Source organism: Pseudomonas sp. PAMC 26793, from assembly GCF_000313235.1.
GTDB classification, from domain to species: domain Bacteria; phylum Pseudomonadota; class Gammaproteobacteria; order Pseudomonadales; family Pseudomonadaceae; genus Aquipseudomonas; species Aquipseudomonas yamanorum.
The window spans coordinates 89972-110364 of record NZ_AMXG01000058.1; the positions used below are offsets into that span (position 1 = coordinate 89972).

21 protein-coding genes and 1 pseudogene are annotated in these 20393 nt (G+C 59.5%); 13 read left to right on the top strand and 9 right to left on the bottom strand.

Going from position 1 to position 20393, the window contains the following annotated elements:
- The first annotated feature begins 112 nt into the window (after window positions 1-112).
- The 8 genes from D109_RS0130880 to D109_RS0130915 all read left to right on the top strand — a co-directional run bounded on the left by D109_RS0130880 (window position 113) and on the right by D109_RS0130915 (window position 8584).
- Entirely contained in the window at window positions 113-1495 is a 1383-nt protein-coding gene (locus D109_RS0130880; protein ID WP_017480317.1) for an NAD-dependent succinate-semialdehyde dehydrogenase, read from the top strand.
- A 79-nt stretch (window positions 1496-1574) separates the two neighbouring features.
- Entirely contained in the window at window positions 1575-2738 is a 1164-nt protein-coding gene (locus D109_RS0130885; RefSeq protein WP_017480318.1) for an NAD(P) transhydrogenase subunit alpha, read from the top strand.
- A 25-nt stretch (window positions 2739-2763) separates the two neighbouring features.
- Window positions 2764-3105, top strand: a complete 342-nt coding sequence (locus D109_RS0130890) for a proton-translocating transhydrogenase family protein (protein ID WP_017480319.1) — start codon at window positions 2764-2766, stop codon at window positions 3103-3105.
- A 9-nt stretch (window positions 3106-3114) separates the two neighbouring features.
- Entirely contained in the window at window positions 3115-4566 is a 1452-nt protein-coding gene (locus D109_RS0130895; RefSeq protein ID WP_017480320.1) for an NAD(P)(+) transhydrogenase (Re/Si-specific) subunit beta, read from the top strand.
- 82 nt (window positions 4567-4648) lie between these two features.
- Window positions 4649-5683 (top strand): alcohol dehydrogenase AdhP, encoded by a 1035-nt coding sequence (gene adhP / locus D109_RS0130900; RefSeq protein ID WP_026078335.1) that lies wholly within the window; start codon window positions 4649-4651, stop codon window positions 5681-5683.
- 13 nt (window positions 5684-5696) lie between these two features.
- Complete coding sequence (locus D109_RS0130905) at window positions 5697-7208, top strand: bifunctional ADP-dependent NAD(P)H-hydrate dehydratase/NAD(P)H-hydrate epimerase (protein WP_017480322.1); 1512 nt, start codon at window positions 5697-5699, stop codon at window positions 7206-7208.
- Window positions 7198-7779 (top strand): GNAT family N-acetyltransferase, encoded by a 582-nt coding sequence (locus D109_RS0130910; RefSeq protein ID WP_017480323.1) that lies wholly within the window; start codon window positions 7198-7200, stop codon window positions 7777-7779. The genes D109_RS0130905 and D109_RS0130910 overlap by 11 nt, the downstream gene beginning before the upstream one ends.
- 31 nt (window positions 7780-7810) lie before the next feature.
- Window positions 7811-8584 carry a helix-turn-helix domain-containing protein gene (locus tag D109_RS0130915; protein ID WP_017480324.1) on the top strand — a complete coding sequence of 258 codons (774 nt, stop codon included), beginning with the start codon at window positions 7811-7813 and terminating at the stop codon, window positions 8582-8584.
- A 127-nt stretch (window positions 8585-8711) separates the two neighbouring features.
- Here the strand turns inward: D109_RS0130915 and D109_RS0130920 are convergent, their stop codons facing one another.
- A complete protein-coding gene (locus D109_RS0130920; RefSeq protein WP_017480325.1) occupies window positions 8712-9281 on the bottom strand; it encodes a GNAT family N-acetyltransferase in 570 nt (189 codons plus the stop codon).
- Between the two features lie 548 nt (window positions 9282-9829).
- Window positions 9830-10204, bottom strand: a complete 375-nt coding sequence (locus tag D109_RS01000000132260) for an SDR family oxidoreductase (protein WP_017480327.1) — start codon at window positions 10202-10204, stop codon at window positions 9830-9832.
- Between the two features lie 8 nt (window positions 10205-10212).
- On the opposite strand from D109_RS01000000132260, the pseudogene D109_RS1000000133720 reads away from it, so the two are divergent.
- The 4 genes and pseudogenes from D109_RS1000000133720 to D109_RS0130950 all read left to right on the top strand — a co-directional run.
- Window positions 10213-10347: pseudogene (locus D109_RS1000000133720) on the top strand (winged helix-turn-helix transcriptional regulator); the annotation flags it as partial.
- Window positions 10348-10544: 197 nt separating this feature from the next.
- Complete coding sequence (locus D109_RS0130940) at window positions 10545-11744, top strand: multidrug effflux MFS transporter (protein WP_017480329.1); 1200 nt, start codon at window positions 10545-10547, stop codon at window positions 11742-11744.
- A gap of 130 nt (window positions 11745-11874) precedes the next feature.
- Window positions 11875-12147: a DUF2790 domain-containing protein gene (locus tag D109_RS0130945; protein ID WP_017480330.1), complete on the top strand. Its 273-nt coding sequence runs from the start codon at window positions 11875-11877 to the stop codon at window positions 12145-12147.
- Window positions 12148-12246: 99 nt separating this feature from the next.
- The gene (locus D109_RS0130950) at window positions 12247-13104 is read left to right on the top strand and encodes an SDR family oxidoreductase (protein WP_003217640.1); all 858 of its coding nucleotides are present in this window, start codon (window positions 12247-12249) and stop codon (window positions 13102-13104) included.
- A 119-nt stretch (window positions 13105-13223) separates the two neighbouring features.
- Here D109_RS0130950 and D109_RS0130955 read toward each other — a convergent pair whose 3' ends face one another.
- Both D109_RS0130955 and deoC read right to left on the bottom strand, forming a co-directional pair.
- A complete protein-coding gene (locus tag D109_RS0130955; RefSeq protein ID WP_017480331.1) occupies window positions 13224-13448 on the bottom strand; it encodes a DUF2188 domain-containing protein in 225 nt (74 codons plus the stop codon).
- Window positions 13449-13585: 137 nt separating this feature from the next.
- The gene (gene deoC, locus D109_RS0130960; RefSeq protein ID WP_017480332.1) at window positions 13586-14269 is read right to left on the bottom strand and encodes a deoxyribose-phosphate aldolase; all 684 of its coding nucleotides are present in this window, start codon (window positions 14267-14269) and stop codon (window positions 13586-13588) included.
- 128 nt (window positions 14270-14397) lie between these two features.
- On the opposite strand from deoC, the gene deoR reads away from it, so the two are divergent.
- On the top strand, window positions 14398-15156 hold the full coding sequence (gene deoR / locus D109_RS0130965) for a DNA-binding transcriptional repressor DeoR (RefSeq protein WP_017480333.1): 759 nt from the start codon (window positions 14398-14400) through the stop codon (window positions 15154-15156).
- Here the strand turns inward: deoR and D109_RS0130970 are convergent.
- The 5 genes from D109_RS0130970 to D109_RS0130990 form a co-directional block, all read right to left on the bottom strand.
- Window positions 15153-16199: an aldose 1-epimerase family protein gene (locus D109_RS0130970; RefSeq protein WP_017480334.1), complete on the bottom strand. Its 1047-nt coding sequence runs from the start codon at window positions 16197-16199 to the stop codon at window positions 15153-15155. The genes deoR and D109_RS0130970 overlap by 4 nt on opposite strands.
- Complete coding sequence (fucP, locus tag D109_RS0130975) at window positions 16196-17527, bottom strand: L-fucose:H+ symporter permease (RefSeq protein WP_017480335.1); 1332 nt, start codon at window positions 17525-17527, stop codon at window positions 16196-16198. The genes D109_RS0130970 and fucP overlap by 4 nt, the downstream gene beginning before the upstream one ends.
- 28 nt (window positions 17528-17555) lie before the next feature.
- Window positions 17556-18476 carry a ribokinase gene (gene rbsK / locus D109_RS0130980; RefSeq protein WP_017480336.1) on the bottom strand — a complete coding sequence of 307 codons (921 nt, stop codon included), beginning with the start codon at window positions 18474-18476 and terminating at the stop codon, window positions 17556-17558.
- A 104-nt stretch (window positions 18477-18580) separates the two neighbouring features.
- On the bottom strand, window positions 18581-19495 hold the full coding sequence (xerC, locus tag D109_RS0130985; RefSeq protein ID WP_017480337.1) for a tyrosine recombinase XerC: 915 nt from the start codon (window positions 19493-19495) through the stop codon (window positions 18581-18583).
- A gap of 103 nt (window positions 19496-19598) precedes the next feature.
- Window positions 19599-20387 (bottom strand): M949_RS01915 family surface polysaccharide biosynthesis protein, encoded by a 789-nt coding sequence (locus tag D109_RS0130990; protein ID WP_026078338.1) that lies wholly within the window; start codon window positions 20385-20387, stop codon window positions 19599-19601.
- Between the last annotated feature and the right edge of the window lie 6 nt (window positions 20388-20393).

A 20393-nucleotide genomic window follows, 5' to 3' on the forward strand; every position in this document is an offset into this window, starting at 1 on the left:
GTTGCGTGGTACTTATCAAGCCCAACCAGAGCACTCCCCCAGGGCTTAGCCCTTGAGGGGCTCTTAGCCGAAATCCATCGGCGTGCGTCACCTCACGGGAAAGGCATTCATCATGGCTTATACAAGCGTAAACCCCAGCGATGGCCAGTTACTGGAAAGCTTCGAGCAAATCAGCGATGAGGTGCTGGAGGAAAAACTGGCGACTGCGCAGCGTTGCTTTCAGAGCTGGAAGCAGACGTCTTATGCGGCACGTGCCGCCATTATCGGCAAGGCTGGCGAGCTAATGCGTTCCAGGGTGGACGACTTCGCTCGGCTGGCAACCCTGGAGATGGGAAAACGCATCAGTGAGGCCCGTGGCGAGGTGAGCTTCAGCGCAGACATCCTTGACTATTACGCGAAAAATGCCGAGCGCTTTTTGGCCCGCCACAAGCTCCATCCCAAAGAGGGCGAAGCACATATGGAAAGCAGCCCTATCGGGGTGATTTTCTGTGTCGAGCCGTGGAACTTTCCTTACTACCAATTGGCGCGTGTCGCAGGGCCGCACTTGATGGCGGGCAACGTGCTGGTGGTTAAACACGCTGGCTGTGTGCCGCAGTGCGCGATTGCTTTCGAGGCACTGTTGATCGAGGCCGGTGCACCCGTGGGGCTTTACACCAACTTGCTGATATCCCACGAGCAGTCGGACAGCGTCGTCGATGACGCCAGAGTCAAGGGCGTTGCCCTGACCGGTAGCGTACCAGCGGGTCGCAGCCTCGCATCAAGAGCCGGGGCCAATCTCAAGCCATCGTCCATGGAACTGGGGGGCAGCGACGCCTTCATTGTTCTGGAAGACGCCGACATGGACCTCACCATCAAATGGGCGGTGTGGGGTCGCATGTACAACTGTGGGCAAACGTGCTGCGCTGCCAAGCGCTTTATTGTGGTCGAGGATGTCGCAGATATGTTTATCCAGCGCTTCAAGGCTGCACTGGCCGAGCTCAAGCCTGGCGACCCGATGCACCCGAGCACGACGCTGGGTCCGCTGTCGACAGAGTCGGCCCTGCAACAACTACTGGTGCAGGTGGACGACGCGGTTTTTTCCGGTGCCGAGGTACTGCTGGGCGGTGAGCGAATTCACCGTTCGGGCTCTTATATGAGCCCGACCATCCTGACCAATATCACACCGGAGAACCCTGCGTTCAGGGGCGAGTTTTTTGGCCCGGTGGCGCTGTTTTTTCGGGTCAAGAACGAAGAAGAGGCCATTGCGCTGGCCAATGACTCTGACTTCGGCCTGGGTGGCTCCGTGTTCACCCAGGACGTGGGTCGCGGGCTGCGGGTCGCCAGTCGGATCGATACCGGCATGATGTTTATCAACAACATCAGTTGGTCAGATGCCGAACTGCCCTTCGGCGGGATCAAAAACTCCGGTTACGGCCGCGAATTGGGCGATATGGGCATCCAGGCCTTCGTCAATAAAAAACTGGTGCGCTACGTCGCTATCGACGCGCCCGTTTAGAACCCCTGGCGCCCGCTCAGGGCGCCGAGTTCTGCCGCAGGTCATGCCTGCCCACCCGCCACATTCAGTGGAGCTTGCGATGTACGTCAATGTTGCCGTTCTCAAGGAAACCCATCCCCATGAGCGACGTGTCGCCCTGGTGCCCGGGGTGACCGCCAAATTGGTCAAGCTGGGGGCCCGGCTGCATATGCAAACAGGCGCGGGGGAGGCCAGTGGGTTGGCCGACGCAGATTATCAAGACGTGACATTTATCAAGGACCCGCTGGCGTTGGTGGCTGAAGCTGATGTGGTGTTGGCGGTACAAGTGCCGTCGCTGAAAATATTGGGGGCGATGAAGGCTGGAGCGATCCTGGTGTCGTTCGTCTATGCCCAGCATGTTCCAGAGCGGGTACAGGTCCTCTTGGACCGGCGCATTACCTGTTTTGCGATGGAGCGTATCCCACGTATCTCCCGTGCTCAGAGCATGGACGCATTGTCCAGCCAGTCAGCGCTGGCCGGTTATTACGCCGTGCAGTTAGGTAGCACTCACTTGAGGTGTGTGTTGCCGAAGATCACCAGCGCCGGGGGCGTGATCGGCCCCGCCAGGGTGCTGGTCCTGGGGCTTGGGGTTGCCGGATTGGAGGCAATCGCCACTGCCCATCGCCTGGGCGCTCTCGTCGAAGGCTATGACGTCCGCGCGCAGACCCGCGAGCAAGCCCTGTCGTTGGGTGCAACATTTGTCGACACCGGTATCGATGCCAGCGGGGCGGGTGGCTACGCCCGTGAGCTCAGTGTGATAGAGCAAACCCAGGTGGCCAAGGTGTTGACCGCGCACCTGCAAAAGGCTGACTTGGTCATCACCACCGCGGCCGTACCAGGGCGCGCGTCACCCAAGCTGATCAGCAAGGCGCAACTGGCGGGCATGAAGTGCGGCGCGGTCATTGTTGACCTGGCGGCTGAAGGCGGAGGCAACTGCGAGGACACCGTACCGGGCGACACCCTGCGGGTCGGCGGTGTGACGATCGTGGCGCCACTCAATGTGCCGTCACTGCTCAGCCAGGATGCCAGTCAACTACTTGCTCACAACCAGTTCAACCTGCTGGCGCTCATGCTCAAGGACAACATCATCAGTTGCGATTGGACCGACGAGGTACTGGCCAAGACAGCCCTGACCCACGACGGGCACCTGATGGAAGAGGCCAGCAAATCGAGTGACAACAAGCCCCCTCAGCCCACCACGCCCAACCCTTCATCAATGGCGTGACGGACCAGGTATTAAGGAGCTTTCCATGACGATCAGCATTCTGCTTGCGTTGTACATCTTCAAGCTCGCCGGGTTTGCAGGCTGGGTCATCATCGGCCGGGTGCCGGCGATACACCATACGCCGCTGATGTCTGGCTCGAACTTTGTCCATGGCATCGTGGTGGTCGGCGGGGTGGGCGCTTTGCTCAACGCCAGCAGCGGACTGGAGCAGGCAGTGGGTTTCGTTGCAGTGCTGCTGGGCGCCGGCAATGCAGCTGGTGGGTATGCCGTGACCGACCGCATGTTGGCCATGTTTCATACCAGCGCTCATCCAAAGCCCCACGCGCACGCCCACCGCTCAGTGGTCAAACCACTGAAAAAGACTTGAGGTGCCGTCATGTTCCTGATGATTCCAACGTTGTTAATGGGGCTGGTGGATTTCGCCGTGGCCTTTTTGGTGATCTATGGCCTTTGGCGCATGTCCTCGCCCGTGACGGCGGCGGCGGGTATCAGCGTCGCGGGTGTAGGCATGTTGGCGGCGGTAATGGCCAGCTTTCTGGTGGTATTCACCGTTAGCGACGCCGCCAGGCCCCACCTGCTGGTCAACAGTGCGCTGGCGCTGAGTGCCCTGATCATCGGTGGTGGAGCCGCCTGGTGGGCCGGGCGCAAGGTGGCAATGACCGCGATGCCGCAAATGGTTGCGCTATATAACGGCATGGGCGGTGGGGCTGCCGCCGCCATCGCAGCCGTGGCGCTGTTTGGCGCACATGCACAAGGCGTGACGGCACTCACGGTGACATTGGTGGGGGCGTTGATCGGGACCCTGTCGTTGTCTGGGTCGTTGGTCGCCTGGGCCAAGCTGGGTGGGCTGCTCAACGCGCCCCTGCGCCTCAAGGGCCTCCAATTGATCAACGCAATCGTGATGCTGGGTACCGTGGCCTTGGGCGCTTACATCGTATTTTTACTGCAAGGTGGCGCCACGCCGTTAACGGCGGTCAGTGGGTTGATTGGGCTGTTCTTCATCGGTGCGCTGCTGTTTGGGGTGTTGATGACGCTGCCGATCGGGGGCGCAGACATGCCGGTGGTGATCTCGATTTACAACGCGTTTACCGGGCTTGCGGTTGGCCTGGAGGGCTTCGTATTGCAAGCCCCGGCCTTGATGATCGCAGGCATGCTGGTGGGCGCTGCGGGCATTGCCTTGACCGCGTTGATGGCCAAGGCCATGAACCGATCAGTCGTGCACGTATTGTTCAGCCACTTCGGTGACAGCGCCAAGCCCAAACATGGCGCAGAGACTCGCCCGCTCAAGGTGACCTCGCCTGGCGACGCCGGCACAGCCATGCGCTATGCCGCAAGTGTGATCATTGTGCCGGGCTATGGCCTGGCGGTGGCTCAGGCACAGCAAAAGCTCTACGAGTTTGTGAAGCTACTGCAGGCTGCCGGTGTCGGTGTGCGCTTTGCCGTGCATCCGGTCGCCGGACGCATGCCCGGGCAGATGGATGTGCTGCTGGCCGAAGCCGGTGTGCCTTACGACATGATTTTCCAACTGGAAGACATCAACGCGGAGTTCGCGAACACCGACATGGTCCTCGTCATCGGCGCCAATGATGTAGTCAATCCATCGGCACGCGCAGATAAAAGCTCGCCCATCTACGGCATGCCGATTCTCAATGCAGACCAGGCCAAACAGGTTTATGTGGTCAAGCGCGGGCAGGGCAAGGGCTACGCGGGTATCGCCAATCCACTGTTCTATGCCGACAACTGCGACATGGTCTATGGCGATGCCCTGGCCGTGATGTCGGGCATGGTCGAAGCCGTAAAGGGCTTAGGGTTGTCCGCCGCAAGTTGATCAACAACCTGTCGCCATCACTGGACTTATGTGTCACCTCATGTGGCCCTCCCCAAGGGGCTACTCAAAAAAGGATGCTCCCATGACTCACACAATGCAGGCCGCCGTCGTTGAACAATTCGGCCAACCGCTGGTGCTCAAACGTTGCGACATTCCGACCCCGGGCCCGGGGCAGATCCTGGTTCGCACTGAGGCCTGCGGGGTCTGTCACACCGACCTGCATGCCGCGAAGGGTGATTGGCCACTTAAGCCCGGGTTACCGTTTATCCCGGGGCACGAGGGGATTGGCATCGTGACGGCGCTGGGACAGGGCGTCACCAGTGTGCGCGAAGGCGAGCGGGTAGGGGTGCCCTGGTTGTATTCCGCCTGCGGGCATTGTGAATACTGCCTCAGCGCGTGGGAGACGGTGTGTGCCCAAGCGCAATTCGGGGGCTACACCCAGAACGGTGGCTTTGCCGAATACATCCTTGCCGACCCGAATTACGTCGCCCACATCCCTGAGGGGCTATCGGCTTGCGAGGCGGCGCCAATCATCTGCGCGGGCGTCACCACCTACAAGGGCATCAAGGAAACCGCAACTCGTCCAGGGCAATGGCTGGTGGTGTCCGGTGTCGGCGGCCTCGGTCATCTGGCGGTGCAATACGCCAAGGCCATGGGGCTACGGGTCTGCGCAGTGGACATTGACGACCGCAAACTGGCCCATGCCACACGCCTTGGGGCCGACGCGGTGGTCAACGCCAAACAGGGCGACCCCATCGAGGCGGCTATCAAGGCCACCGGTGGTGGTGCCCATGGTGTGCTGATTACCGCGCCGTCCCTGAGTGCCTTCCGTCAGGGCGTGGGCATGACGCGCAAGCACGGTACCTGTGTGCTGGTGGGCTTGCCACCCGGTGAGTTCCCGCTGCCATTGTTCGACGTGGTTGCCAACTGCATCACCGTTCGTGGCTCGTTTGTCGGCAATCGTCAGGACATGGCCGAAGCACTGGACTTCGCCGCTCAAGGCAAGGTTAAAGCCGACATTGAATTGCAACCACTGTCAGCGATCAACCAGGTTTTCGATCGCCTTGAACACGGTGACGTTCCCTCGCGGGTGGTCATAGATTTCGGTGCTGTTTAAGAGAGTAAAAAGCATGAACAGGTTGAGTTTCGGGTCCGAGGCGAGCAGCCAGACCGCCTTGTTAACCGTGCGACAGATGGCTGAGGCCGACCGGTTATCGGTTGCGGCCGGCGTGTCGTCTTTTGAGTTGATGGGCAATGCCGGTGCGGCTGTTGCGCACGAGATTGAAACCCGATGGACGCCCAGGCCGCTGCTGGTGCTGTGTGGGCCAGGCAACAACGGCGGGGACGGGTTCGTCACGGCCCACCTGTTGGCAGAGGCCGGCTGGCCGGTGCGGGTGGCCATGCTGGGCAGTCGTTTCAGCCTCCAGGATGAAGCAAGGCAACATGCACAGCGGTGGAGTGGGGAGGTCGAAGCACTCAGCCCGTTGGTACTCAAGGACGCGGAACTTATCGTTGACGCACTCTTCGGTGCTGGGCTCAGCCGTCCACTTGAAGGGCAGGCGCTCGATACATTGGCTGCAGCAGGGCATGGCGGTGTACCGATTGTCGCGATCGATACACCCAGCGGAGTCATGGGCGATACGGGCGCCGCGCTAGGGGCGGTAAAGGCAGTGCTGACGGTGACGTTTTCCCGTAAAAAGCCCGGCCACCTGCTGTTACCGGGTCGAGACCTGTGCGGCGAAGTCGTGGTTGCCGATATCGGCAATCCTAAATCGGTGCTTGATTCCATCACACCGCGGGCCTTCGAGAATGATCCGGCGTTGTGGCTGGCCGAACTGCCGCGAGCGCAGGCCGACTCCAATAAACATAGCCGTGGACATGCCTTGGTATTCGGCGGTTACCCGGTGACCGGGGCCGCCCGCATGGCCGCCAGAGGTGCTGCAAGGGCAGGTGCGGGCCTGACGACGATTGCCGTGCCTGACATAGCACTGCCCGTTTACGCCGCGACGCTCAATAGCATCATGGTGCAGCCCTGGGTAACCCCGGAAGACTTTGGTCACCTGCTAAACGGCAGCCGTTTTTCCGCGTGGTTAATCGGTCCCGGTGCCGGCGTTAACAAAGATACGTTCGGCCACGTGTTGGCGATGCTCGCAACCGGTCGCCCCACGGTGATTGACGCTGATGCAATTACGGTCTTTCAGGATGACCCCGAAGCTCTGGACCGCGCGATACGGGGGCCTTGTGTGCTGACACCCCATGACGGTGAATTCTGCCGAATATTTGACGCCTCCGGCGACAAGCTGACCCGTGCCCGAGCGGCAGCCCTTCGTTGCTCAGCGGTGGTTGTGCTTAAGGGCAGTGACACCGTGATCGCAGCGCCTGATGGTCGCGCAATCGTCAATACCAATGCGCCTTCGTCATTGGCGACTGCCGGTTCCGGCGACGTGTTGGGTGGCATCATTCTGGGTTTGCTCGCCCAAGGAGTATCGGCTTTTACCGCTGCGGCAGCGGGTGTCTGGTTGCATGGGGCGGCGGCGGCCGAATTTGGTCCCGGGTTATTGGCAGAAGATTTGCCGGATATGCTCCCGGCGGTACTCCGTCGGCTTTACAGCTGCGGGGAGGCCCACCGTCATGATAAATGACTATGCGGTAGAACAAATTCTTGCGGGGCTCGGTCACGAACCTCCCGACGAGCATTGGATAGAGGCCTTGAACAACGATACCCATGTGCTGATTCGGCCCTTGCATCCACAAGACCGTGAACGTGAGTTCATATTTATTCAACAGCTTGGAGCCGAGTCGTTTCGCACACGTTTTTTTGGAGTAATGGGGCAACCGAATGTGTCGCTGCTGGACCAAATGATGGATGTGGACCATCACTCTCGCATGGCGTACATCGCAATGGTTCATGAGAACGGCCAACTGACGGAAGTTGGAATAAGTCGCTATGACGCGACTGCCGGTAACCCTCAGTGTGATTGCACGGTCGTTGTCGCGGACCGCTGGCAACGTCAGGGCATGGGAACGCTGTTGATGGGGCACCTGATCTTTGCGGCCAAACGGAATGGGTTCAAAAAAATGATGTCGGTCCACCAGATCAACAACTTTGGTATGCATCGCCTGGCCCGTAGCCTCGGATTTCATTGCCGATATCCGGCCACTGGCGATGACGAAATCATTTATGAACTCGAACTGTCGCCTACCTTTGGGTAACGCCTCAGTCGACGCCGCCGGAGTGTGCACGATGCTAATCAATACTGAACGAACAAGACCTGTTACGTCGTTTCCCTTACGCGCCTACGACCCGGTCAAGAACCTTGATCAATCCGCTATTTATGAGGCGTTTTTGTCGCTCGAGCGCTCTGAGGCGGAGTGTGAGCGTTTCGATGAATTAATAACCCACACAGTGCGCATTAACAAAGGCGCCGAGCTTTACCACGCGGGCGGGAATTCACAATATTTATATTTTGTGCGGCACGGTAGTTTTAAAACCGTTCTCGTCAGCGATCAAGGGTTCAGCTTGGTAACGGGATTTACCATGTCCGCAGAACCATTGGGCCTGGAAGCCATTACGGGAGAGTTGCATTTATGTTCGGCGGTGGCACTGGAGGACAGTGAGGCGTATATGATTTCTTATCGGCGGCTCGAAAGTCTGGCGCGCGAGTTGCCCGCTTTGCGCTTGAACCTAAGCAGGATGCTCAGTCGAGAGATCACCCACGGTCAAAACAGGCTGTTCGCACTGGGGCACTACAACTCAGAAGAACGCCTGGCAATCTTCATGCTAGGGCTGTCCAAACGCTTTGCAGAACGGGGCTACTCCGCGCACCGTTTTCTGCTGCGCATGTCACGTGAGGACATTGCCTTGTCTATTGGCGTAAGGTCCGAAACGATTTGCCGAGCGATTGCGCGTCTGCGCGAGCTGAGCTTAATCACGGTTGAAGGGCGTAGCATCGAGATCCTGGACATAGTCCGGCTAAAAGCATTTTGCCAACGCAGTCATACAAGCCGGTCAGCGTGACCCCTCGCTCGGTCAATACAGACCTGAGTAAATTTGCGTATGACGCTGAACTAAGCCCGTATCGCTCAACCTACAGGCACACCCTATCCACGCCCCGCACTCAGTGTTCATGAGTAGTTTCCAATGCTCAGTTCAGCGCTAATCGATAGACGACTTGCGTCGCATCCAGCGGGTCGCGATGACTGTCAAAGCCCAGTTCTTGCGCCAAACCGCGCATGCGAGTGTTCACGGCTGAGTCCATCGACATCATGGACTCAAAACCATTGAGGCGTGCCGCATCGATCAAGTGTTGCATCAGCCGTTTGCCCAGGCCTTTGTTTTGCCATTGATCGGCAACTACCACCGCCGATTCGCACTGAGTGTCGCCCTCGGCCGACGCATAACGCGCGACGCCGATCTCGATCAAGTGCCCACCGTCCATGAACAGTGCGACATACGCCATCTGTTGCGGGCTGTTGACGGCCATCAATTGATTCATGAGGGTGTTACCCGGCTCAGTGATGCTGCATAGAAAGCGAAAATGCCGTGACTCGGGAGAAAGGTTCTTGATGAAGGCGAATTCGCGCTCTCGATCTTTGGCTTCCAACGGGCGGATGAGTACATGGGTACCGTCCTTCAAAGGGTCGATCCAGTGATCGGTTTGAACGTCCGACACGGTGGGAGTGCTGTTTGAGGCGTTATGGGGTAGGGCGGTCATGGTGAGATTCCTCGTCAATCGTAAATACCACTGAAACGAAGCTGCCTCTCTTGTGTACCCCTCGTATGTCGGGTGTTTCTGATCCAGGTCAAGACTGCCAGCTTATTGGCGATCAGACTGACCATTGGTTGTTCGAGCGTGCCGTTGTCAGGTGTTGGCGGCTTGGGTAAGAGGGGTCATTCACGAGGTGCTTCATGACTGACGATTCACGCCATGTACTGCTGGTCCTGAATGCCTGGGCAGCGGGAGTTTCAACGTTCATCAGGATACCGAGCACCTGATCTTCAAGCGCACGGGCGCCCAAGCACGAAAGGAAGAACAGTGGCTACGCAACATTACGCTTTCTGTTTTCTAGGATCGATGACACCTGGGAGCATCTAGTCCAGGTCTTGTGCGCTGCGCAGTTATGACACATAATTTAACATAATATACATTATGCGTAATAATATGATTCATTATCAGGGGCAGTGCCAACCAAATTTCAACCAGCGCACCACGCTCCTCATCGGCCAAACCCAACCCATCTCGATTTGGCCGATGACCCTGAATCACACCTGAGCGAAACCACCATCCACAAACATCTCGCTGCCTGTCATGAAGCTGCTTTCATCCGACGCCAGGAACAATGCCGCATTCGCCACTTCGTCTGCCAAACCCATACGACCCAGCGGCACACGTGTCACCATCGAGTCGACAATCGCATCCTTCTGGCCGGTGCCTGAAAGCGCTCGGTCCAAACCAGGCGTCGTCGTTGGCCCAGGTGAAAGCACATTGACCCGAATACCCGTGCCTTGCAGATCCAACGCCCAGCTTCTGGCAAAGTTTCGCAGTGCACCTTTCGAGGCGCTGTACACGCTGAACGCTGCGGTGCCCATCGAAGCGGTCGTCGAACCTGTCAGCACAATCGAGCCGCCGGCGCTCATCAATGGCGGTGCTGATCCAGCAGTTGAAGGAGCTGGAGCGCGATGAAATCATCGATCGCATCGACTTCAAGGAAATCCCGCCGAAGGTCGAATACTCTCTAACCCCATTCGAACGCCGAACAGGCGCCCTCGCCCAGCCTTAAACTCACGAATACTTAACTCGACTAAATGGATATTTAGTTGAGTTAAGACAATAGGTTACGCGCTTATGTCCTGATCAGGTGGCATCGGCGACAGCCAGCCCCCCATAACTATGTAGTGAGTCTGTAAACACCAGCTTGTAAGCACCGAGGGCGATCACTAAGCTGGCCGCTCTTTTTTACCGCCGTCCGGAATCACCATGTCTCGAAGTATCGCCCATCTCGCCCTGCTGCTGGGGTTGATCACTGCCGTCGGCCCGTTTGCCATCGACATCTACCTGCCGGCCCTGCCAACCCTGGGTGCCAGCTTGCATGCCTCGCCTGCCGCAGTGCAGATGAGCCTGACGGTGTTTTTCATGATCATCGGTGTGTGCCAGCTGTTCTACGGCCCGATCAGCGATGTGTTCGGGCGCAAACCGCCGATCTATGCCGGCCTGGTGATTTTTATCGTGGGCAGCATTGGTTGCGCCCTCGCCCCCTCCATCGAGGTGCTGATCGGCTTCCGGGCCTTGCAGGCCTTTGGCGCTTGTGCCGGGATGGTGATTCCCCGGGCGATTGTCCGTGACTTGTACACCGGCCATGAAGCTGCACGCTTGATGGCATTGTTGATGCTGGTAGTGAGTATTTCACCGATCCTCGCGCCATTGGCAGGCAGCCTGATCATTGCGGTATGGAGCTGGCGCGAAGTGTTTCTGGTGCTGGGTGTGGCCGCAGTGCTGTGCCTGATCATGACCGCCGTGCAACTGCCGGAAACCCACCCCGCCGAGCGCCGCCTGGGCAAGACCCTGGGCAACGCGTTTGGCAGCTACGGCGCCCTGCTGCGTGATCCGGTGTTTACCGGGTTGTCGGTGGTGGGCGGTTTTGGCCTGGCGACGTTCTTTGTGTTCATCGGCAGCGCGCCGTTCGTGTACATCGAGTACTACGGGCTCACGCCGACGCAATTCAGCCTGTGCTTCGCCCTCAACGCCGCATCGTTTTTTGCCCTCAGCCAGTTGACCGCGCGCCTGAGTGCTCGCTTCGGATTGGCCCCTTTGATTCGCTGGTCCATAGCGGGCGTCGCAACGGTCATGACCTTGCTCGCACTTACCACACTGTGGGGCAACAGCCTGCCGTTGATGATGGCGCTGCTGTTTATCGGCTTTGGTTTCCTCGGCCTCTTATTGCCTGCGGCCGGGGTGTTGTCCCTGGAAGACCACGGCGCGGTAGCGGGCTCTGCATCGGCGCTGTTGGGCGCGATCCAGATGATCACCGCTGCCGTGGCCATGTCCCTGGCCGGCCTGTTCGCCGACCACACACCGGCGCCGATGTTGATCGGCATCGCCCTCAGCGCTGTGGCGGCAATGCTCACCGTGTGGTGGACGCTGCGCCGCCTGCCGGCGCATTTGCAGCCTCAGCAATGAACATGAGCGCCTGTGTATATCGATTTGGCTGATGTCTTCTATTGGCCCGCAGGCGTTCATGCCCGCTGCAAGCGCTTTGTAGAATGAGCCTCACAGTCAAGCCACCACCTTCGTGGTGTCGGAGGTTCTCATGCGTTATCTGCTTATCGCCGTGCTGGGCCTGTTCAGCACACTGGCCGTCGCTCAAGGCGAAACCCCGGCGCCCGCGGTGAGTGCCAACGCACCCGCCAGCGAGGCGTACGATTATTCCCAGGACCTGGATATCGCCAAGGTGGTGCGTGTCAGTACCCAAACCTCCACCGAGTGCGGTCCGGTGAAAGGCCACATGGTCTACATCGACAGCCACGGCGTGCGCCATGAGCTGGACTACATGCGCCTGGGCGATGCCCGCCAGCACGGTTGATCACAAACCATTCGTCGGGCTCGGCCAGCATCGATTACAACTATCGCGCCGCTGAAAATCACTAATCCATAGAACCCGTTGTGATCTATGGAGATTGAGATGACTGACTACCCACGCCCACCTTTCGCCAGCCAGGCCCAATCCGTTCCCGGTTCGCAGAAGAAGATGGACCCCTACCCCGACTGCGGCGAGAAGAGCTACACCGGCTCCGGCCGCCTGGCCAACAAGATTGCCCTGATCACCGGCGCTGACAGCGGCATCGGCCGCGCCGTGGCGATTGCCTTTGCACGGGAAGGTGCCGACGTGGCCATCGCTTACCTGGATGAACATGAGGACGCGAAGGAAACCGCACGCTGGGTCGAAGAAGCCGGTCGCCAGTGCCTGCTGTTGCCCGGGGATCTTGCGCAAAAGGCCAACTGCCAGGCCATTGTCGACCAGACCGTCGAGCAGTTCGGGCGTATCGATGTGCTGGTCAATAACGCAGCGTTTCAGATGACCCACGAGACCCTGGAAGAGATTCCCGACGAGGAATGGGTCAAAACCTTCGATATCAACATCACGGCGATGTTTCGCATCTGCAAGGCAGCGCTGCCACATATGAAGGCTGGCGGGTCGATCATCAATACCAGTTCGGTGAACTCCGATATGCCCAAGCCAACGTTGCTGGCGTATGCGGCCACCAAGGGCGCGATTGCCAACTTTACCGGCGGCCTGGCGCAACTGCTGGGGAGCAAGGGCATTCGAGTGAACAGCGTGGCACCGGGTCCGATCTGGACGCCGTTGATTGTCTCGACCATGCCCGATGAGGACGTGAACAGCTTTGGCAGCGAGACGCCACTGGGCCGCCCGGGGCAGCCGGTGGAAGTGGCGCCGATCTATGTGCTGCTGGCGTCGGATGAGGCGAGTTACATCTCCGGATCGCGCTATGCCGTGACCGGTGGTAAGCCAATTCTCTAAGGCAGGACGCCAATCCAGTGTGGGAGCGGGCTTGCTCGCGAAAGCGGCGTGTCAGGCAATACATGTGTGACTGATCCACCGCCTTCGCGAGCAAGCCCGCTCCCACATTGGGTACTCGGTTAACCTAGAGATCGTGTCGGATCAGCTTTGCGCGGGTACGTGCGCTCCTCCTGAATCCGCCCGTCCATGCTGTGAATCCTCAGCGACGCCGTTTTGTCGCTGAGAAACTCCTTCGCCAACTCAACGATCGCCTCTTTGGTTTCCGCCGTTTTCGACGGCCGCGCCGAGCCCTGCTTGGTCAGTGCCCAACCCGTGCCGGTCTTGTTGATGTTGTAGGTATCCATGGTCTGCTCCCTTGACTGAATGAACACGGCACGCGGCAAAACCCGCGCCCTACTTATTGCGAGCGCGGGTGCCGGGCAGAGTTCAAGGCAGTTGGCGGATCAGGTTACAGGCGGGCCTTCAGTCATTACGATGTGGATCAATAGCCGCTCGCCGCCGTCATCACGCCGCCCACAATCGCAATCCCCGAACTGCTGCCCAGACGTGTTGCCCCGGCATTGATCATCTGGATCGCCGTCTCGTAATCGCGCACACCACCGGAGGCCTTGACCCCAACCCCGGCACCCACGGTTTTGCGCATCAGTGCCACGTCTTCGACCGTCGCGCCGCTTCGGCTGAAACCCGTGGACGTCTTGACGAATGCCACGCCCAGGTCCCGGCAGATTTCGCATGCCTGGACTTTCTGTTCGTCGTTGAGCAGGCAGGTTTCCAGGATCACTTTCAACGGCACGGCGCCGCAGGCCTTGTGGACCAGGGCAATGTCATCGCGCACAGCGTCCAGCAGCCCTTCCTTCAACCAACCGATATTGAGCACCATATCGATCTCCCCTGCCCCGGCGGCAATTGCCCGTTGGGCTTCAAATGCCTTGGTGTCGCTCAGGCCGGCACCCAGCGGGAAGCCCACCACCGCACAAATCACCACGCTCTCGTCGGTCAGGCACGACGCGGCGTAAGGGACCTGGCCTGAATTGACGCACACCGAATAAAAGCCATGTTCCCGGGCTTCCTCGCACAAGATGCGGATCTGCTCACGGGAGGCATCGGGCGCCAGCAAGGTGTGATCGATGTACTTCGCCAATGCTGCAGGTTGAAGAGTGTTCATTTAACGAGTCCTTGCCTGTATGTTGCCAATGATCGTGTACCGCTTGTCACAGCGCCCACATAACAATGTTACTATAGTCACACTTAATGTTGCTTATTTAACAGAAACAATCAAGCACTGGAATACTCTTGGACAGTAAAAAAGCCGAGCGACTCAAGCTTATCCAACAAGCCTTGCAGGACCAGAACGCCATTCACCTGAGAGAAATGGCCGCGCTGCTGGACGTTTCCGAGATGACCCTGCGCCGCGATCTCAACCACTTCACCGATCACGTGCGCCTGCTGGGCGGCTATATCACCCGGGTCGGCAGTGAAGCCAGCGAGTACCGGGTAGCCGACCAGGACACCCGCCACGTCGAGGAAAAGCGCCGCATCGGCAAACTCGCCGCCCGGTTGATACAACCCGGTGACACGGTATTTTTCGACTGCGGCACCACCTCGCCCTTTGTCATTGATTTCATCCCGGATGAGCTGGAGTTCACCGCGGTGTGCAGCTCGTTGAACGTGCTGCTCAGGCTGCAGAACAAGCCCAACTGCCACATCGTGTTATGCGGCGGCACCTTTCACCGCAAGAACCAGGTGTTCGAAAGCAGTGCCGAAAGCAGCATTCTCGACAGCGTGCGCCTGACGTGGGCCTTCGTGACTGCCGCGGGCGTCAGCCAGGAATTCGGTGTGACCTGCTTCAACTTCAATGAAGTCGAGGTCAAGCAAAAGGTCCTGCGCCAGGCCCAGCAACGGGTGCTGCTCGCCGACTTCAGCAAGTTCGACACGGTGCGCACCGCACACTTCGCCACCCTGGGGGACTTTCAGTACGTGGTCAGCGACAAGAAAATCCCCCGCGCCTACAAGGACGCCATTCAGGCCAGCGGCGCGCAATTGCTGGTTTAACCCAGCAACCTCTGCCGCTCCTGCGCGTTCAAGTAGCCGGTGGTCACGCTGAACGAGGCGCTGGCCCCGGCTGCCAGCTGACGCACGTGCCCTTTGGCTTTCTCGGCGTTATAGCCTTCGGGCTCGCAGGTTGACGGCAGCACGAACGCCGCCACTTGCTGATCCGGCGTGTGCAGAATCCAGCGTGCAGCGTGTTCGAACTGTTCGGGACGGTAACGGGTGTAGAACGCCGCGCCATCGCGATGCTCCAGCAGACAGTGCGCGTGGCCTGTGGCGTCGGTACCCACTCCGTCGAAGAAAAATACAATCTCAGGGTCGTACAGCGCCGGCTGATCGAGGCAGGCCAACTGGGCTGGATGCTCGGCCAACTGCGCCATGTAGGCATTCCAGTCAGGCGTCGGCTTGACGTGGTCCGGCACGCTGGTACGCAGGCGTAAGCGTTGCATGCCCAGCGGCTCGACGAACCGTCCGCCGGCCACATAGGCGTAGTTCATGTGGGCCATGTACATCAGGTCCATGGGCTTGCCAGCCAGGTTGGTCACGTCCATGTCGATGTCGAACACGGCCGAATCGGCGCGCAGTGTCACGCTCGGGCACGCCCGGTAACGATCACCGAACCCCTTGGCGTATTGGTACGAGCCGCCCAGGCGCACAAAGCCCTCGCTTATTTCCAGCCACGCCGTGTCCATGGGCGCGCAGGGCATTTCACCGTGCAAGGCATGGGTATCATCCGGCGCCGGGCAACCATTACGCAGCAGGCCACTGTGAAACATGAAACAGCCATAGGTATCGATGATCGTCGGGCTGGGACGGGGCTGTTCGAACAGGTTGCTCATGGTCAGGTCGCAGCCGTCGAACACGGCCGACCAGATCATCTGCCCCTGATAAGGCAGAACCACCAGTCGCCCACGGCTGTTCTCCAGGCTCACGGCCAGCACGCCGGACGGGTACGTCCAGGCGCTGACCTTGAAATCCCCGGACTGCAACAGGATCTTTTCCTGCTCGCTGAACACCGCACGATACAGCGGGATATGCGTGTTCATGAGGCCACCGCCGCTGCCGCGCCCAACGTGGCTGTGTCTGACTGGCGCAGGCATTTGACCGCATAAATCACGATCACGATAAAGCACAGCAACGGCACGCTGTAGGCCAACTGCATATTGCCCCCGCTGGCGTCGGACAACAGGCCCTGGAAGATCGGAATCACCCCGCCGCCGACAATGCTCATCACCAGCAAGGAACCGCCGACGCCGGTGTCCTCGCCCAGGCCATCGATGGTCAAGCCGTAGATGGTCGGCCAGCAAGGGCCGAGAAAAATGCTCACGCCCACCGCTGCGTACACCGCCGAGATGTTCGGCACCAGGATGGTGTAGGCCAGCAGCACGATGCACAGCACGCCGTACATCGCCAAGACCTTGGCCGGGTGCAGTCGGCGCATCAGCAAGTTGGCGATCATCTTGCCGACAAAGTAGGCGGCAAAGGTGGTGAGCAGAAACCATGAAGCACTGCGTTCATTCATGCCGCCCATTTGCATGGCCAGGCGGATGGTGAAGCTCCACACGCCCACCTGCGCGCCCACATACAGAAACTGCGCGAGTACGCCAAAGGTAAAGCGTGGGTTACGCCACAGCCGCCCCAGGCTTTGACGCAGGCTCCCGGGCTTGCTGTCGGCCGGCTTATTGCCCTTGCAGGCCGGGAACCGGGTAATGGCGATCAGGATAAACATCAGCACCAGTACCGCGATCATCCACTTGTAGGGCAACAAGGTGGACTGAATCATCTGCAGCTGCTGCACCGCCGCTTCGGAGACGCTCATCTGCTGCAGTTGTTGAGTGGTGGCGTCGGTGTCCTTGAACATCACGAAGCTGCCCACGTACACCCCGGCCATGGCGCCGAACGGGTGAAAGGTCTGGGAGATGTTCAAGCGCCGGGTCCCGGTTTCCCGTGGGCCCATCAGCGTCGAGTAGGTGTTGCACGCCGTCTCCAGGAACGACAGGCCGGCGGCAATCACAAACAGCGCCAGCAAAAACATCCCGTACTTGGCCGTGGACGCCGCCGGGAAAAACAGCAGGCAGCCGAACATGTACAGCAGCAGGCCGATCAGGATCGTGGTCTTGTAGCTGAACCGACGAACCACCATTGCGGCCGGAATCGCAACAAAGAAGTAACCCAGGTAAAACGCCGACTGCACAAAGGCAGTCTGGAAATCACTGAGCAAAAACGCCTTCTTGAAGTGGGCGATCAGCACATCATTCATGCTCGCCGCAGCCGCCCACAAAGCAAAGATGCTGCACAGCAGGATAAAGGCGAACCAGGGCGTGCGGTTCAGGTAGAAACCATCGGGTGTCTGTTGCAGCGCAGGTTTGTTCATTATTGTTCTCCGGGCTGGGTAGAGGGTGTTAGCGCTGTTGCTGGAAGCGGGCGAATGCTTCGCTGTCGGGATAAGAGGTCTGGGTACCCAGCGCCATCACTGAGCACGCCGAATACGCCACCGCCTGCTCCATGGCATGCCGGATATGGCCGTCGCGGCTCCAGTGCTGAACGAAGCAACCGATAAAGGCGTCACCGGCGCCGGTGGTGTCACGGGCGTCGACCCGCTGGCCCGGCACCTCGAATTCCCCCTCCTCGCCCACGTACAACGCACCGTGTTCGCCGAGGGTGACGATCACATGGCGAATGCCGCTGGCGACGAGGGTGCGTGCGGCAGTGCGGGCCGAGTCCGGCGAGTCCACGACCTGGCCGGTAATCAACGCCAGTTCGGATTCGTTGGGGATCAGGAAGTCCAACTGCGCCAAGTGCTCAGCGCTCAACCCGGCCAACGCCGGTGCCGGGTTGAGCAGCACGGCGATGCCATGCCGCTGAGCGAATTCGATGGCGTAGTAGACCGTCGGCAGATTGATCTCCAGTTGCAGCACGATCAGCGTGCACTCGCGCAGGTCGGCGGCCGCCGCGTCGATATCAGCCGGTAGCAAATGCGCATTGGCGCCCTTGACGATCAAAATGCTGTTGTGGGAGTCGGCCCGCACGAAAATCGGCGCCACGCCGCTGGACACGCCGGGCACCCGTTGTACGTAACGGGTGTCGATACCAAAACGCTGGAAGTTGGCCAGTGTGTTATCAGCAAACATGTCGTCGCCGATTTTGCTGAGCATCAACACATCCGCCCCAAGCTTGGCTGCCGCCACCGCCTGGTTGGCCCCTTTGCCGCCGCAACCCAGGGCAAAGCCCGGCGCTTCCAGGGTTTCGCCCTGGACCGGCATGCGGTCGATATAGGTAATCAAATCCACCATATTGCTGCCGATGACTGCGATCTTGCCCATTGCTATTCCACCTTGTTACGGCACGACCAGGCAGGTCGTGGCGCTCTTGTTTTGTTATTTAAATAACATTAGGTGTGAATATTCAATCTTTTTTTGCGAGGACGCTACAAATCAAATCGATCCACTGCCCGCCGCCGCTCATTGTCGTCACGCACGTCATAGTTGGCGGTGGTCTGGATATTGGTGTGGTGCGCCAGCTTCTGGGCAATGGACAGGTCGTACTCTTCAATCACCCGGGTGATGAACGAGCGCCGGAAATCATGGGGCATGATTTTCACGCCGACTTGTTCCCCGCGCTGACGGGCGATGTAGTAAATCGCGTGCTTGGTGATGCGCTCTCGGGTGATGTGGCTGCCCCGGCGAATGCGGTTGAACAGGAACCTGTCGTCCTGCTCACCGGGTTTCAACTGGCTGCGACGGAACTCCAGCCACGCCTCCAGCTTGGCGAAGGCCCAGGCCGGCGCGTACTTGATCAGTTGTTTGTTGCCCTTGCCGGTGACCTGCAGGCTGCGCTCGTCAAAATTGACCTGGCCCAACTCGATATTCACCGACTCCGACTTGCGCATGCCCGAGCCATACAGGATCCCGATCACCGCTGCATCCCGCAGGCCCTGGGGACGCGGGTCGGCGGCGCAGACCTCCATCAACTCACGAATCAGCGTACGCCGAAGATTGCGGCCCTGGCTCAGCCGCGTGCCGGCCATGGCCTTGACCGAACGCATCTTCAACAGGTGATCCTGGCTGATCAGGCTCATGCGCCAGGCCTCGTTCATCACCCCGCGCACGGCGTTGACGTACAGCGAGGAGGTGTTCGGCGCATAACCGTCTTCCCGCAACGCCGCCACCAGGGCCATGACGTGTTCAGGCTGCAGCAGGTGCCAGTCGATGTCTTCGAGATTGATGTCTTCAAAGCCCAGGCGGTCGGCGGCGTCTTGCAGCACGTAGCGCATGGTCAGTTGGCTGGAGGGTGCCAGGCGGGTGAGGTAGAGGGTCAGCGGGTTGCGGGTAGACTCAGTCAAGGTAGATCAGCCTTTGGATTAAATATGTCGACTAACCATTTGTTTAATCGACATATTTAGTGAATTGGCGAGCGCCGAGTCTAGCGCAGGTCAATCCATGGGGCTATTCCTGATCGTCTTCCGCCGGGGCGGGTGTCTGCTGCTGGCTCCAGTCGGTGTCCTGCTTCTGCATCAAGGCAAACCAGTGCTGGCGCATGAACTCCAGGTACGGTTTGGGCGCCTTGGCAAAGTCCTCCTCGTCGCCATAACAGCCCGGAAGCGGTAGCTCGGTACCCTGCTCCTTGTACTGGCTGACCAGCGCTTGCTGGGCGGCGATGCTGCAATCCTTGGGCAACGGCATGCCTTGCAGGGCGCCGGCGTCTTCATCCCACCAACTGGCACCATAGCGGTCGATGCCACGCAGGCGGTACTTCTGCGACTTGCCGATGTGCATGATCAGCTTGAAATCATTGGGGCTGACATCGCTGGTGCAGGTGCGGCTATACCCCACCGTGACCTGGCTGATGCCGTCACCCAGCAAGTCGGTGACCTTGGTGGCGTCGGTGTTGAAGTGTGCGCCGGCGTCGAACTCGCAATGCTGCACGTCGTCGTAGAGCATCCACAGGCGCTTGGGCCGGTCACCATCAAGCAGGTACTGGGCCGCGTAGACAAAGGCCGACTGCGCGCCGTCGTCGTCGCGTTCGCTGACTTGCTCTGCGAGCACCAACAGGTTCTTGCCCTGTTTATCGCTCCAGGTGAAGGCTCCGACCTGTTTACCCCGCACTTCTACGCCATCGGGCACCGGGTCGATGGCCGTCAGTGCCACACCGTCATCGGCCCGCACGCTCGTAGCCCAGGCCACCGTCATCAACAACACCATCAACATTGGCCGTAAACGCTGCACGCTATTCATCCGACT

Coding starts and splice junctions, on each gene's coding strand:
- D109_RS0130880 (WP_017480317.1), top strand. CDS start 113: ATGGCTTATACAAGCGTAAACCCCAGCGATGGCCAGTTACTGGAAAGC.
- D109_RS0130885 (WP_017480318.1), top strand. CDS start 1,575: ATGTACGTCAATGTTGCCGTTCTCAAGGAAACCCATCCCCATGAGCGA.
- D109_RS0130890 (WP_017480319.1), top strand. CDS start 2,764: ATGACGATCAGCATTCTGCTTGCGTTGTACATCTTCAAGCTCGCCGGG.
- D109_RS0130895 (WP_017480320.1), top strand. CDS start 3,115: ATGTTCCTGATGATTCCAACGTTGTTAATGGGGCTGGTGGATTTCGCC.
- adhP (WP_026078335.1), top strand. CDS start 4,649: ATGACTCACACAATGCAGGCCGCCGTCGTTGAACAATTCGGCCAACCG.
- D109_RS0130905 (WP_017480322.1), top strand. CDS start 5,697: ATGAACAGGTTGAGTTTCGGGTCCGAGGCGAGCAGCCAGACCGCCTTG.
- D109_RS0130910 (WP_017480323.1), top strand. CDS start 7,198: ATGATAAATGACTATGCGGTAGAACAAATTCTTGCGGGGCTCGGTCAC.
- D109_RS0130915 (WP_017480324.1), top strand. CDS start 7,811: ATGCTAATCAATACTGAACGAACAAGACCTGTTACGTCGTTTCCCTTA.
- D109_RS0130920 (WP_017480325.1), bottom strand. CDS start 9,281: ATGACCGCCCTACCCCATAACGCCTCAAACAGCACTCCCACCGTGTCG.
- D109_RS01000000132260 (WP_017480327.1), bottom strand. CDS start 10,204: ATGAGCGCCGGCGGCTCGATTGTGCTGACAGGTTCGACGACCGCTTCG.
- D109_RS0130940 (WP_017480329.1), top strand. CDS start 10,545: ATGTCTCGAAGTATCGCCCATCTCGCCCTGCTGCTGGGGTTGATCACT.
- D109_RS0130945 (WP_017480330.1), top strand. CDS start 11,875: ATGCGTTATCTGCTTATCGCCGTGCTGGGCCTGTTCAGCACACTGGCC.
- D109_RS0130950 (WP_003217640.1), top strand. CDS start 12,247: ATGACTGACTACCCACGCCCACCTTTCGCCAGCCAGGCCCAATCCGTT.
- D109_RS0130955 (WP_017480331.1), bottom strand. CDS start 13,448: ATGGATACCTACAACATCAACAAGACCGGCACGGGTTGGGCACTGACC.
- deoC (WP_017480332.1), bottom strand. CDS start 14,269: ATGAACACTCTTCAACCTGCAGCATTGGCGAAGTACATCGATCACACC.
- D109_RS0130970 (WP_017480334.1), bottom strand. CDS start 16,199: ATGAACACGCATATCCCGCTGTATCGTGCGGTGTTCAGCGAGCAGGAA.
- fucP (WP_017480335.1), bottom strand. CDS start 17,527: ATGAACAAACCTGCGCTGCAACAGACACCCGATGGTTTCTACCTGAAC.
- rbsK (WP_017480336.1), bottom strand. CDS start 18,476: ATGGGCAAGATCGCAGTCATCGGCAGCAATATGGTGGATTTGATTACC.
- D109_RS0130990 (WP_026078338.1), bottom strand. CDS start 20,387: ATGAATAGCGTGCAGCGTTTACGGCCAATGTTGATGGTGTTGTTGATG.